At 61.2% G+C, this 12,050-nt stretch carries 13 protein-coding genes and 1 pseudogene; 10 read left to right on the forward strand and 4 right to left on the reverse strand.

Going from position 1 to position 12,050, the window contains the following annotated elements:
- Nucleotides 1-11: 11 nt before the first annotated feature.
- On the reverse strand, nucleotides 12-1,241 hold the full coding sequence (locus HND55_04200; GenBank protein QKK03980.1) for an ISL3 family transposase: 1,230 nt from the start codon (nucleotides 1,239-1,241) through the stop codon (nucleotides 12-14).
- 74 nt (nucleotides 1,242-1,315) lie between these two features.
- Here HND55_04200 and HND55_04205 point away from each other — a divergent pair.
- From HND55_04205 to HND55_04220, 4 genes and pseudogenes are all read left to right on the forward strand, one after another.
- Nucleotides 1,316-1,630, forward strand: a pseudogene (locus HND55_04205) (TonB-dependent receptor).
- A gap of 44 nt (nucleotides 1,631-1,674) precedes the next feature.
- Nucleotides 1,675-2,352 (forward strand): response regulator transcription factor, encoded by a 678-nt coding sequence (locus tag HND55_04210; protein QKK03981.1) that lies wholly within the window; start codon nucleotides 1,675-1,677, stop codon nucleotides 2,350-2,352.
- Nucleotides 2,352-3,584 carry a HAMP domain-containing histidine kinase gene (locus HND55_04215; GenBank protein QKK01930.1) on the forward strand — a complete coding sequence of 411 codons (1,233 nt, stop codon included), beginning with the start codon at nucleotides 2,352-2,354 and terminating at the stop codon, nucleotides 3,582-3,584. The genes HND55_04210 and HND55_04215 overlap by 1 nt, the downstream gene beginning before the upstream one ends.
- A 322-nt stretch (nucleotides 3,585-3,906) precedes the next feature.
- Entirely contained in the window at nucleotides 3,907-4,089 is a 183-nt protein-coding gene (locus tag HND55_04220) for a hypothetical protein (protein ID QKK01931.1), read from the forward strand.
- On the opposite strand, the gene tnpA is transcribed toward HND55_04220, so the two are convergent.
- The 3 genes from tnpA to HND55_04235 all read right to left on the reverse strand — a co-directional run bounded on the left by tnpA (nucleotide 4,068) and on the right by HND55_04235 (nucleotide 5,255).
- Nucleotides 4,068-4,460, reverse strand: coding sequence for an IS200/IS605 family transposase (gene tnpA / locus HND55_04225; GenBank protein QKK01932.1), 393 nt, complete (start codon nucleotides 4,458-4,460; stop codon nucleotides 4,068-4,070). The genes HND55_04220 and tnpA overlap by 22 nt on opposite strands.
- Nucleotides 4,461-4,625: 165 nt before the next feature.
- Nucleotides 4,626-4,859: a hypothetical protein gene (locus HND55_04230; protein ID QKK01933.1), complete on the reverse strand. Its 234-nt coding sequence runs from the start codon at nucleotides 4,857-4,859 to the stop codon at nucleotides 4,626-4,628.
- A 9-nt stretch (nucleotides 4,860-4,868) separates the two neighbouring features.
- Nucleotides 4,869-5,255, reverse strand: coding sequence for an indole-3-glycerol-phosphate synthase (locus HND55_04235; protein QKK01934.1), 387 nt, complete (start codon nucleotides 5,253-5,255; stop codon nucleotides 4,869-4,871).
- On the opposite strand from HND55_04235, the gene HND55_04240 reads away from it, so the two are divergent.
- From HND55_04240 to HND55_04265, 6 genes are all read left to right on the forward strand, one after another.
- The gene (locus HND55_04240) at nucleotides 5,145-5,486 is read left to right on the forward strand and encodes a copper chaperone PCu(A)C (GenBank protein ID QKK01935.1); all 342 of its coding nucleotides are present in this window, start codon (nucleotides 5,145-5,147) and stop codon (nucleotides 5,484-5,486) included. The genes HND55_04235 and HND55_04240 overlap by 111 nt on opposite strands.
- 99 nt (nucleotides 5,487-5,585) lie before the next feature.
- Nucleotides 5,586-7,061: a potassium/proton antiporter gene (locus HND55_04245; protein QKK01936.1), complete on the forward strand. Its 1,476-nt coding sequence runs from the start codon at nucleotides 5,586-5,588 to the stop codon at nucleotides 7,059-7,061.
- An 80-nt stretch (nucleotides 7,062-7,141) separates the two neighbouring features.
- Nucleotides 7,142-7,405 carry a hypothetical protein gene (locus HND55_04250; protein QKK01937.1) on the forward strand — a complete coding sequence of 88 codons (264 nt, stop codon included), beginning with the start codon at nucleotides 7,142-7,144 and terminating at the stop codon, nucleotides 7,403-7,405.
- A complete protein-coding gene (locus HND55_04255; protein QKK01938.1) occupies nucleotides 7,398-7,610 on the forward strand; it encodes a helix-turn-helix transcriptional regulator in 213 nt (70 codons plus the stop codon). The genes HND55_04250 and HND55_04255 overlap by 8 nt, the downstream gene beginning before the upstream one ends.
- Before the next feature lie 296 nt (nucleotides 7,611-7,906).
- A complete protein-coding gene (locus HND55_04260) occupies nucleotides 7,907-11,233 on the forward strand; it encodes a hypothetical protein (GenBank protein ID QKK01939.1) in 3,327 nt (1,108 codons plus the stop codon).
- A 124-nt stretch (nucleotides 11,234-11,357) separates the two neighbouring features.
- Nucleotides 11,358-11,609 carry a GlsB/YeaQ/YmgE family stress response membrane protein gene (locus HND55_04265; protein QKK01940.1) on the forward strand — a complete coding sequence of 84 codons (252 nt, stop codon included), beginning with the start codon at nucleotides 11,358-11,360 and terminating at the stop codon, nucleotides 11,607-11,609.
- The last annotated feature ends 441 nt before the right edge of the window (nucleotides 11,610-12,050 follow it).

Here is a 12,050-nt window from a genome sequence, read left to right on the forward strand (position 1 = left end):
GTGGGTGGCGTTCATTTCTGGACCGCCGCCGGGTAGAGGTCGAGGCCACCCAGGTGAAAGTAGATGGCAGCCTTGAACCGCTCCTTGTTCCGGAAGCCCCGGGCATCACGCTTGATTTTCTGGATCTTCGTGTTGAAGCCCTCGGCCCGGGCGTTGGTTGCACCGGTCACCACAGCCGTCACGATGCCCTCAAGATGACGCTTGACCATTCTGGCGACCTTCTTGATCGGTTCCAGGCGCGATCGGATGGCCCAGCCATACCAGCTCATCCAGGCCTTGCGCGCCCAGCCTCGGCGCTTGTAGCCCCACAAGCACATCGCGTGGGTCTTGATCGCCCAGGCCCGGGCCGTCTTCAGGTTGGCGGCCTTGAGTTCCTTGAGGCGGCTCCAGTTCGTGTCGGTCATGTTGTCGGGATGCTGCAGCCACAGGTAGCGGCTCTTGCTCAGAAGCGAGCCACCTTCAGCGGCCAGCAGGGCCTTGTGTTCACTGCGGCGAACCTTGTCGACGGCGTCGCCGAGATGCTGGGCGACGTGGAACTTGTCAAAGGCGATCTTGTGCGCAGCACCCGGCACATGCGCCATCGTGGCGTCAATGAACGGGCCCCACATGTCCATGGTGACCGTGCGCAGGCCGGCCAGCGTTTCAGCCGGTTGCTCGACGTACCAAGCCCCCAGCGTCTCGCGCTTGCGGTCGTCAGCCACATGCAGCACCCGATCGCCACTGCTGATCACGGTCACATACTGGTGCCGACGTTGAAACGCCGTCTCATCAATGCCGATCGAGTCCGGAAAGGCCTGGCCGCGACGCGCCAGGCCGCGCGCCACCGCACGCTCCTGGACACCGCTGACCGCCGACCAGCTCAAACCCAGCTGCTCGGCCACCTCCGAAATCGTGCCAATCTTGAGCCAGTCAATCACCAAAGCCTCAAACAGCGCGGTCAGCCGAGAGTTGCTCTCCGCCCAAGGCACCGGGACTTGGTGAACGCCGTGCTCCGGACACCGAACGCGCGGCACTTGCGCGACCAGCCAGGTCTTGTACTGGCAGGTATCCAAGTGTCGCCACTTGCGCTCACGGGTGTCGTAGCCCGGGCAGCGCTGCGCGCACTTCGGACAGGCCAAGCCCTCTCCGGAATGTCGGATATGGACGGTCACACCGGCTGCCGGCAGGTCGACTTGCACTTCAGAAACCTCCCACGGCGTCTGGATACCCAAAATCTGACGGTAAAGCTCGCGGTCGTGCATGGGACTGGACTCTCAGCAGGGCCAGCCCGTAGGCTATCCGAACCGGTCAGCCCACACAAAACCGGGAAGAGTCCAAATATCTTTCCGGCAGGCCAGATGACAGTTTCGTGATTTACTCAGACGTGTTGGGTCCAGGGGAGCCTCGTCGCTTCTCGAAAGAGATTACTGAGCGCAATGTCGGTCGCAAGAGCGGGTACAGTTTGTTGAACGTGCGCGTCGACTATCGGCGCGCATTTGGCCCCGTAGACGTAACCGCGTTTCTCGATGTTATCAACTTAACTGCGGCGTCGAGCGACGACACCGAGTTTGACTATCGCCGAGGCATTGAAGTGAAGGATGATGGCGAAGCCGAGCCACTTATTGGTCTGCGTCTGGATTACGCCTGGTAAGAAGGAGTAGCAGACAGATGTCGCCTACGCTTGATTCCGGGCCGATGAGAGTGTTAGTTGTTGAAGATAACCGTGACATCTGCGGCAATATTGCCACGTATCTCGAGAAGCATCGGCATGTGGTTGATTTTGCCTATGATGGTGTAAGCGCGATGCACCTGGCGCTATCGAATATGTACGACATTATAGTCCTGGACCTGATGCTTCCCAGGATGGATGGCCTGAGGTTCTGCCAAAAGCTGCGATCGGATGCCGACGTACAAACGCCCGTGCTTATGCTTACGGCAAAGGATACGCTTGATGATAAACTTGAGGGATTCAAGGCAGGGGCTGATGACTATTTGGTCAAGCCATTTGCATTGCAGGAGCTACATGCACGGCTGCAGGCGTTGTATAAAAGGACTCACCGAAAGTCAGGCAATGTTCTAAGGGTCGGAGATCTGACCATGAACAGAGCCACTTTGCAAGTCCATCGTGCCGGGCGGCGAATTTGTCTTGCCCCTGCTGGCATGAGACTACTGGAGAGGCTGATGGAAGAAGCGCCGTGTGTTGTGGCCCGCGACGATCTCGAAACGTTGCTTTGGGCAGACGAGCGCCCTGACGGTGATGCGCTTCGTTCGCACTTTTACAAGCTGCGGCAGGCTATTGATAAGCCGTTCGAGCATCCGCTTATTCATACAGTGCATCGCATCGGGTACAGAATTGCAGTGGATACTGAGTAATGTACCGGTACAGTTTGCGCACGCGTGTCGCAATTGCATTCGCGATTTGTGTCGCTGTACTCAGCGTAGCCTGGGGGTTCGCTTTCTTCGCTGCAATCAGGTTGAGCGAAGACCGTGTGCTTGTGCGCCAGCTACAGCGTGCCGCTGAAAGCTATCCTAATCTGACAACCAACCTTCGCGGCTATGAGGACGTTCGTAGGTTGCCGGCATCACTCAGGGGGTGGGCGCAGACAAATCCCGGTGGCGGCTTATACGAATTTACTGCCGAAGAGTTGCACGTCGCCGTAATACCAACTGACAACGAGCAGCAGCGTGCATTTGTGGTATTCGATGTTGGCGGCATTGAGTCTTCGTCGTCAGAGGATTGGTGGTGGCTGCTCGTCATCACCGGTGTCGTGGTTACTCTCGGATCGCTTGGTTTCTGGCTGGGAGTTGTTGTGATGCGTAGAGCCGTCGCCCCGGTTGCCCAACTTGCCGAAGTTGTCGCGGACATCGATGTAGCGCATCTATCGGATGAAGATCATAAACGCATACAGGCCAGTCGATTCGGCAATGATGAGGTTGGCGTGCTCGCTGAAACAATTGAGAACACTCTTGAGCGTATCGGCGAGTGTCTCGAGAGGGAGCGATACTTCACCAGTTCAGCCAGTCATGAGTTGCGGACGCCGATCATGGTCATAACCAGCACTCTTGAGCTTCTAGAGCAAAGCGATTTGTCGGCTACCGATTTGAAGGCATTGGATCAAGTTCGGCGTGCGACGCTCGATATGAAGGCGTCGATTGAAATGTTTTTGTGCCTCGCTCGAGAGATCGATGATGGGTTGTATGAGGAGCAGTTTTTGGTAACTCCGCTGGTCCGTCAGGCGATAGACCACCAACGCTACATAGTGAGTGGAAAGTTCGTCGAGGTGGATATTTATGATCTTGCAGACCCTAGAGTCTGCGGACATCAACAAGCTTTTTCTATTGCGGTCAATAATCTGGTGCGCAATGCGTTCGAGAACATGCTCGACGGGGAGGGTCGGATCACGATTCGCATTAAAGAGCACGAGCTCTTTGTTACCAATCAGGTGAGCAGTGAGGCTGATGAGGGGCACACGCCGACCGAAGCGTCGTCGTCTCACGGGTATGGTCTGGGCCTGGGTATCGTTCAACGGCTGTGCGAGCGCAACGGCTGGTCGTTTTCGTTGTACGCTGATGAGGCGCGTGTAGCGGCCCGGCTCTCGTGGTGAGAATGGCAGACGGTCGATATCCTCAACGCGCGGCTGCTTGAGCGATTCAATATCGACCAACTCACCCTGCAACCGGGGCCGCCCCCTGCAGAGCAATGCCCGCTTCATCCCGATGACTGCCGGCCGTGCTGAAACGAGCGCTCGGGATCGGCCGCAACGCTGCTCTTGCCTGATGACGAGCCGTGGGGGAAGATACGAACCAATGACAGCAGCTGGCGCAAGACGACGACCCCACAGGATTGTGCGCTTCAATTACTGGCCCCGTGTTCTGGGGTATATTTTCAACTTCGTGGTGGTGGTTCTGTTATATCTGGAGTAGTCATTGCCGCCCGGGACGCTGTTGCTGGCCGCCGTGTCCTTTCTGGTGTACCCACACGTGGTTTACCGGGCTGCGGCACGCGCTCGCGAATCAAAGCGTGCCGAGCTATTGAATCTGCAGATCGACTCCGTACTGCTCGGATTGTGGGTGGCCGGGTTGGGCTTTCACGCCTGGCTGCGGATATAGTCCCTGATCACCTGTTCGTCTCGCCCCACCGTCGAAGCGAAGTAGCCTCTGGCCCAGAAATGCTGGCCCACGTAGTTCCTACAACGACCGGCGTGAACTCGGGCTATATGGATCGCACTTTTCCCTTTCATGAACCCGACCACCTGAGAAACAGCGTACTTCGGCGGGATCGATATCATCATGTGAACGTGATCAGGCATCAGGTGACCCTCTTCAATATCGCTCTCCTTCTGCCTCGCCAGGGACCGGAAAACTTCGATCAACTCCCGCCGAATCACGCCATACAGGCGTTTCCGACGATACTTCGGAATGAAAACGATGTGGTACTTACACTCCCATCGTGTGTGTCGTAAACTGCTGACTTGTCTCATGGTTTCTCCTTAGCGTGGTGCTTGGCGGCTCACGCTTCGGAGTTACCATGAGATTTCCGGAATCGTCAAACATTGAATGCCTCCCCAGCAGAGCTGGGGGGTCTCCCAAATTTGTCTAGTTGGTGGGCTTGTTGCTTGAATTCGCTCGTTGACATGTTGGCCATTTTACGCCTCCTCGCCTTCCTCGTCATCCGAACGCTTGCAGGCCTCAGGCACGTCGGTCAGCCTTGAACTTGACTCCAGGCGGTCAGGTGGAATGAACTCCAGTACGCCGTTTTGGCTCACCACCAATCGGGTCCCCGTGGCTATCGCCCGCTCACGCGGCCGCTGTGCGGCGCGCAACAATGCAGACTCGACACCTCGAAGGTGAGACTCCATGCATTCCTCTTGCGTTTTCATCCAGTTTGCCTAGCCGCTGACAAGCCAATGCAGCGCATCGACGGGATCTGTCTCACGCATAAACGCTTCTCCAATCAAAAACGCCCCAATACCCCCATCCTGCAACTTTTTGATGTCCTCCGCCGAATGAATCCCACTCTCCGAAACCACCAACCGATCTTTAGGCACCATCGGCGCCAACCGTAGCGTAGTCTCCAGGTCGGTGACAAATCTGTTGAGGTCCCGATTATTAATCCCCACCAAATCCCCCGGCACCTTCAACGCCCGCTCCATCTCCTCCTCGTCATGCACTTCCACCAGCATGGCCAACCCCAGCTCCTTGCCCAGCTCGGACAGCTCGGCAAGCTGGTCGTCGTCGAGTGCGGCAACGATCAGCAGCAGGGCGTCGGCGCCCATGGCGCGGGTTTCGACGATCTGCCAGGGGGCGTGATGCGCATGCGTCGCCTGGAACAACTGACCGTCGAACCCGGGGAGACCGTGTCACTGGAACCGGGCGGCAAGCACCTGATGTTGATGCGCCCCGGGGAAAGGCTCTCACAGGGTGATGAAATTCCGGTCACTCTGCTCGACAGTGAAGGAGTCGAATACCCGCTGATCTCGGTCGTTCGTCCCCGGCCAACCCGATAGCCATTCCGGCTCGTCCCCCCCTGCCCGGAAGACGCCACGACAACCTGGCCAGCCCCTGGCAGTGCAGTATGATGGAAGCCTGATCTCGTTAGTACAGGTATGTTCGAAACAGAACCCGCCAGAACTGCACTACTGCTGACCGCCGCCGGGCTGCTGCTGGTGCTCAGCGTCCTGTTCAGCCGACCCTCGGAACGAATCGGTATTCCGGTGGTTCTGGTGTTCCTGCTCATCGGCCTGCTGGTTGGATCCTACCTGCCGGAACACTTCGTCGATTTCGATCTGGCCTTCCGGGTTGGCACCGTCGGCCTGGTGCTGATCCTTTTCGATGGCGGCCTGAACACGCCGTTTCGACAGGTTCGCCAGTACCTGGCGCCGGCCTCCATACTTGCCACCCTGGGCGTGGCCGGAACCGCGCTGCTGGTGGCGGTTGCCGCCTGGCTGCTGGGACTGGGCTGGATGGCAGCCCTGCTGCTTGGCGCCATCGTTTCCTCGACCGATGCAGCCGCCGTGTTTTCCTCGTTACGCGGTTCGGGGGTGCAATTGCGACGGCGGGTCGGCGCAACCCTGGAGCTGGAATCCGGCCTCAACGACCCCATGGCCGTCATCCTGACCCTGACGCTGACGACTCAACTGCTGGGCGCCGAAACCTTTGCCGTCCTGCCCTTCCTCGGCGATGTGGCATTGCAACTGACCATCGGCCTGGCTGCGGGCCTGATCACCGGCTGGCTGGGCAGCGAGTTGCTGGCCCGAATACGAGTGCCGGCAGCCGGACTTTACCCGGCCCTAACTCTGGCGCTGGCGTTGCTGGCCTTTGGCATGCCCACACTGTTTTTGGGCTCGGGGTTTCTGGCGGTCTACGTGGCTGCGTTGATGCTCGGCAACCAGCGGCTACCCTATCGTTCGGGCATTTTGCGTGTTCATGATGCCATGGCCTGGCTGGCCCAGATCTCGATGTTCCTGGTGCTGGGACTGCTGGCCGTACCCGAGATTCTGGCCCGGTCCAGCCTGCAGGGATTGACCCTGGCCCTGGTGCTGGCCATGATTGCCCGCCCGGTGATGGTGCTGCTGTGTCTGCTGCCGTTTCGCTACAAGGCAACCGAGTCCGGGTTCATTTCCTGGGTCGGGCTGCGGGGTGCGGTACCCATCCTGCTGGCCACTTATCCGGTTCTGGCCGGCGTCGAGGGGGCTTACCAACTGTTTCATCTGGTGTTTTTCGTGGTCGTGGTCAATGCCCTGATTCCCGGGGCGACCATTCGCTGGGCCGTGTGGCTGTTCGGCGTGGAACGGGCCGGTCTCGACCGACCCAGCCCGGTGCTGGAGATCAATGCCATCGAGTCGCTACCGGTACAGATCATTTCCTTCCGGCTTGAGCCGGCCGCCCTGGCCACCGGCAACCGGGCCGGCGCGCTGCCGCTGCCCGAGGGCGCCGACATTCTCCTGCTCGTTCGCGGCGATCAGGTATTGCCGGTCGACCGGGACACGGTCCTTCAGGCCAATGACCACGTTCATGTCATGGTCAGGCCGGATGACAAACGTGGCGTCGAATTGCTGTTCGGATTGCGTGAGGAAGATTGAAGCCGGCTGCTCAGGAACCGGAGGCCCGGCAGGCCAGGTCATGAAGGATCGCGGCGGTTGCGCCCCAATTCATCGACATCATGTCGTCGATGAGCCCCGCCCAGCGCCGGCGCCACCTGGCCGAAGACGGTTTTCTTCAGGTGGCGTTCCGGGCGGCCATGGCCCGGTCGTGGATGCTGAGTTTCCTGCTGCTGGTGATCTTGCAGGCCCTGGACAAGCTGCTGCTCGGGCGGCTTCCGGAAATGCCGCTGGAAATCGTCATCCAGGGCGTTCTGGCCATCATGCTGCTGCTGTTCAGCATTGCCTTTGTGTCCTTTACGCATACGGGCAGCAGCGATGAGTGACGAACTGGGCAACAGGATCCGGGTTTTCCGCGCCGAACACAGGCTCAGCCAGGCCGAGCTGGCCGAAGCGATCGGTGTATCCCGCAAGACCATCAGCACTATCGAGGTGGGACGGTTCGTGCCGTCGACCGCCATTGCGCTGAAAATTGCGCGCTACTTCGAGGTGCCGCTGGAGGACGTGTTCTTTCTCAACGACGCAAGCTGAGCGCCGCCAAAGCACAGACAAAAAAAGCCGGCGGCGTGGCTGGCCGTCAGTTTCTCAACCGCCTCGGCTGGCGATCAAGGTGCGACCGGGTCGTCATCGGGCGCACCCGGATCGAGGGCAACCTGAGCAGTCGTTTAGAGGGCAGAATCACCGGTGTACCGGCCCTACACGGTCCAGGCTTGCTAAAGGGTCTGTGGGTTCTGACCGCCTGTCGCGGCGCCGTGATAGTGAATCGCCGCGCTTTACGCTTCATACGGTGACGCCAACAAGCGCGGCGTGGCCGCGGACAACCCAACATGATTCTTTTCCGATCCCATACTGGAACCGATAAGCCGTTTTATCTTGCCGCGCTTATCTTCTGCGCCACCATCGGCCCGGCCACTGCTGCAACGTTCACCGTCACCAACGCCGGTGACGCCGGCACCGGCTCGCTCCGGCAGGCCATCCTGGAGGCCAACGCTGCGCCCGGTGCCGACCTGATCGCTTTCGCCATTCCGGGCGCGGGGCCGCACCAGATCCTGCCGACCTCGCCCCTGCCGGCGGTGACCGATCCGGTGGTCATCGACGCGCTGACCCAGTCCGGCGCCGACTGCTCGAGCTGGCCGCCAACCCTGCAGGTTGAGCTCGATGGCACTAACCTGACCGGGGTCATCTACGGGTTGCGGCTCTCAGGCGGAGCCTCGACCGTGCGCGGGCTGGTCATCAACAGCTTCCGCGACGCTTCCAACGACGCTGCCGGCATCCTGATCGACTCCGACGGAAATACGGTCGAGTGCAGTTTCATCGGCACCGACCCTGCTGGCGCCTCTGGCGGTTTTGCCCTGCGCAACGAGTTCGGAATCGTCATCGACGGCGCGGCCGACAATCTCATCGGCGGCACGACGCCAGCTGCCCGCAACCTGATCTCCAACAGCGATGAAGACGGGGTGCGCCTACGCAACGGCGCCACGGGCAACCTTGTCTCGGGCAACTACATCGGCACAAACGCGGCAGGCGACGGCTCCATCGAAAACGGCAACTCCGGCGTCTATGTCCTGGGGGCACCGGGGAACCTCATCGGCGGGGACGATCGTGACGCTGGCGTGTGCAACAACTCATGCAACCTGATCTCGGGGAACGACGACAACGGCATCGAGATCTACGAAGACGGCGGCGACGACACGGTGATCCAGGGCAACTTCATCGGTGTCGATATCAGCGGTGCGGTCGCCCTGCCCAACGAGGACGACGGCATCATGATCGATCTGGGAATAGGGACGGTCGGGCACGGCGGCCACCTGGTGGGGGGAGCAACCGGTGCCGGCGTGTGCAGCGGCCCCTGCAATCTCATCTCCGGCAACGACGAGCACGCCATCCGTGTGGACGACACAATCCTGCGCGACGTGACCATCCAGGGCAACTTCATTGGCACCAATGCGACGGGCGACGCCGCCGTCCCGAACGGCGACGGCGGCCTGAAGATCGACGGAAACGACCACCTCATCGGCGGCGCGGCACCTGGCCTTGGCAATCTGATCTCGGGCAACGGCGACATCGGCGTCGAGCTTCAGGGCATCGGCATCGTCGCGCAGGGCAATCTTATCGGCACCGCCATCGATGGGATGACGCCGCTTGGCAACTCGGATTCCGGGGTGCGCGTGTCCGAGTCCGGCCACCTCGTCGGTGGCACGGGCGCCGGCGAGGGGAACATCATCGCCTACAACCTCAAGGACGGCATCGGTCACACGCGGAACATCGGCGCGCCGTCGAACGCCCGCAATTCGTTTCTCGGTAACTCCATCCACGCCAATGGCCTGCTCGGCATCGATCTTGGCCTCAACGGCCCGACCGGCAACGACACGGGCGACGGCGATACGGGCGAGAACGATCTGCAAAATTTTCCGGTACTCGACGACATTCCGACGACCACCGGCTCGGGCACGACGAGCGTGAGCGGCAGCCTGAACTCGCTTTCCAACACCGACTTTCGGCTCGAGTTTTTCGCCACCGAAGCCTGCGACCCGTCAGGCTTCGGCGAGGCCCGCACGCTCATCGGCACGAGCACGGTCACGACCAATGGCAGCGGCGATGCGATCTTCGACGAGACCTTCGTCACCACCGGCGTTCCTGCCGGCTGGGTCGTGACTTCCACGGCGACGCGCTTGGGCCTGGGCGGCGAACCGCTCGACACCAGCGAGCTGTCGCAATGCGCGCCGCTCTCGGGCAGCCCTGTCGTCACGACGACTGCGGAGGATGGCCCCGGCTCGCTGGCCGCGGCAATCGGGTTCGCGAACACCAGCAACGGCACGGACGTGATTTCCTTCGACATAGACGCGGCCAGCGACCCGAACTGCAACGTGAGCACCGGCGTGTGCATCCTGCAGGGCTTTCAACCGCCGACGATCACCAGCACGGTGATCGTCGATGGCCTGACCCAGCCGGGCGCGTCGTGCAACGCCTGGCCGCCGACGCTGAAGATCCAGATCGAGGGGCGATTGATTCTGGAGGGCAACGCCAGCCTGGTGCGCGGCATCTCGGTGTTCGCCATCTCTCTGGACGGCACCAACCACACGGTGCGCTGCAGCTTCGTTGGCACGGAGGCCACCGGCACCGCGCCGATCCCCGACTTCGGAGGCGGCGTGTTCACGGTCAATGGGTCGGGCCACATGATCGGTGGCGTCTCCGAGACCGACCGCAACCTGATCTCCGGCCACACGAGCGTTGGCATGCGGATCAGTTCGTCGGGGAGCGTGGTGCAGGGCAACTTCATCGGCACCGACGTCACCGGCATGAACAGCCTGCCCAACGCATTCCGAGGGGTTCAGATCGTGTCTGCAATCGGGGGCGCGGCGGGTGCAATCACGTTCGGCGGCTCCGAGGGAACGACCCCGGGCGGACCCTGTACCGGCGCCTGCAACCTGGTCTCGGGCAACGGCAACACGGCCATCGAGATCACGAGCGTGTCGGGCGTGACTGTTGCCGGCAACCTCGTCGGTACCGACGTGACCGGCGCCGCGCCACTGCCCAACCTGGGTACGGGTCTGCTCATCCGCGCCGATGACAACATCGTGGGTGGCATCGACGCGGCAGCCGCCAATAGGATCGCCCACAACGGCGACGTTGGAGTGATCGTGCGCAGCGGCGCCATGGACGGTATTGGCAACCGCATATTGCGCAACATCGTGCACTCGAACGCCGGGCCCGGTATCGACCTGGGCGACGACGGTATGACCGCGAATGATCCCGGCGATGCGGACGAGGGAGCCAACCGGCTGCAAAACACACCCGAGATCCTGTCGGTGACGGGCGACGACGCGTCCACGCTGGCGATCGCTTACTTGGTGCCATCGGACACTGGCAATTCAGCCTATCCGCTGCGCATCGAGTTCTTCCTCGCCGACGCGGACGGAGAGGAAGGCGCAAGGTTTCTCGGCGCGGACAGCTACGCCGCCGGCGAGGCTGGGCAGCAGGGCACGGTGATGTTCAGCCCGGTCTCGGCGGTTCAGGACGGCGATCTGGTGCTGGCCACGGCCACCGACGCCGACGGCAACACCAGCGAGTTCTCCGGCGCAGTGGCCTCGGTCGGCGGTGCTGCCCCCCAAACGATCTTCGCCGACCGCTTCGAGGGCGCAGCGCGGCGTTAGGTCGAGCTCGGTAGATCGCGGGAACAGAGGCCACTAAGCTGTGACAAGGCCTGCTGAGGAGTCTGTTGGTTGTTCAGAGGCTCCTTAGGCAATGCCACTCACTTTTTTTTCTTGGGAGACTGCTATGGAAGGAATTCTGATCTGGTTGATCGTTGGTGGCGTCGCCGGCTGGCTGGCGGGGCTGATCGTCAAAGGCGGTGGTCAGGGCATCGTCATCAATATCGTTGTCGGCATCGTCGGCGCGGTCATCGGTGGCTGGCTGTTTGGCCAGCTGGGTGTGGCTATCGGCACTGGCATCATCAACAGCATTATCACGGCTGTGATCGGGGCGGTGATCCTGCTGCTCATCATCGGGGTGATCAGAAAAAAGAGCTGAATCAAGGTCCGGCGCATTCCCGCACGCAGCTCCTGCAACTAGCTCAAGTGGAGCGTTCGTTTGCACAGCTCACGCGCGACGGCTCCACTCCAGGACTTCGTGCCCTGTGGGCAAGCCACCCGAGCCACTGCACCGCATAGAACGGCTGATGCTCGGCCTCGCCGGCGCCAGTCCATGAAGGCCCCGATGCGATGGTCGAGTGGCCGGAGTTTCGCGTATTCGGCGGAGCAGTGCTCCCCGATGTAGCTGGAAACGCTTTCAGGGGTGGTGTGTTTGATCAGTCCGGTCAGCTCGCTCAGGCGCCGTGCGGCCGGCGTGTCCGGCCAGTCGAAGGCCGAAACGGAGTGAAACAGCAGCAAGCAGACGGCAGCGGCAAGAGACGGGTAGACGCGTATGGCAAGCTCCGATTCGACACTGGAATGTCTTCAAGACGCGGCAGTG

This window comes from Pseudomonadota bacterium, from assembly GCA_013285445.1.
In the GTDB taxonomy this organism is placed as follows: Bacteria; Pseudomonadota; Gammaproteobacteria; order Xanthomonadales; family Wenzhouxiangellaceae; genus Wenzhouxiangella.

Coding starts and splice junctions, on each gene's coding strand:
- HND55_04200 (QKK03980.1), bottom strand. CDS start 1,241: ATGCACGACCGCGAGCTTTACCGTCAGATTTTGGGTATCCAGACGCCG.
- HND55_04210 (QKK03981.1), top strand. CDS start 1,675: ATGAGAGTGTTAGTTGTTGAAGATAACCGTGACATCTGCGGCAATATT.
- HND55_04215 (QKK01930.1), top strand. CDS start 2,352: ATGTACCGGTACAGTTTGCGCACGCGTGTCGCAATTGCATTCGCGATT.
- tnpA (QKK01932.1), bottom strand. CDS start 4,460: ATGAGACAAGTCAGCAGTTTACGACACACACGATGGGAGTGTAAGTAC.
- HND55_04230 (QKK01933.1), bottom strand. CDS start 4,859: ATGAAAACGCAAGAGGAATGCATGGAGTCTCACCTTCGAGGTGTCGAG.
- HND55_04240 (QKK01935.1), top strand. CDS start 5,145: ATGCACTTCCACCAGCATGGCCAACCCCAGCTCCTTGCCCAGCTCGGA.
- HND55_04235 (QKK01934.1), bottom strand. CDS start 5,255: ATGGGCGCCGACGCCCTGCTGCTGATCGTTGCCGCACTCGACGACGAC.
- HND55_04245 (QKK01936.1), top strand. CDS start 5,586: ATGTTCGAAACAGAACCCGCCAGAACTGCACTACTGCTGACCGCCGCC.
- HND55_04250 (QKK01937.1), top strand. CDS start 7,142: ATGTCGTCGATGAGCCCCGCCCAGCGCCGGCGCCACCTGGCCGAAGAC.
- HND55_04255 (QKK01938.1), top strand. CDS start 7,398: ATGAGTGACGAACTGGGCAACAGGATCCGGGTTTTCCGCGCCGAACAC.
- HND55_04260 (QKK01939.1), top strand. CDS start 7,907: ATGATTCTTTTCCGATCCCATACTGGAACCGATAAGCCGTTTTATCTT.
- HND55_04265 (QKK01940.1), top strand. CDS start 11,358: ATGGAAGGAATTCTGATCTGGTTGATCGTTGGTGGCGTCGCCGGCTGG.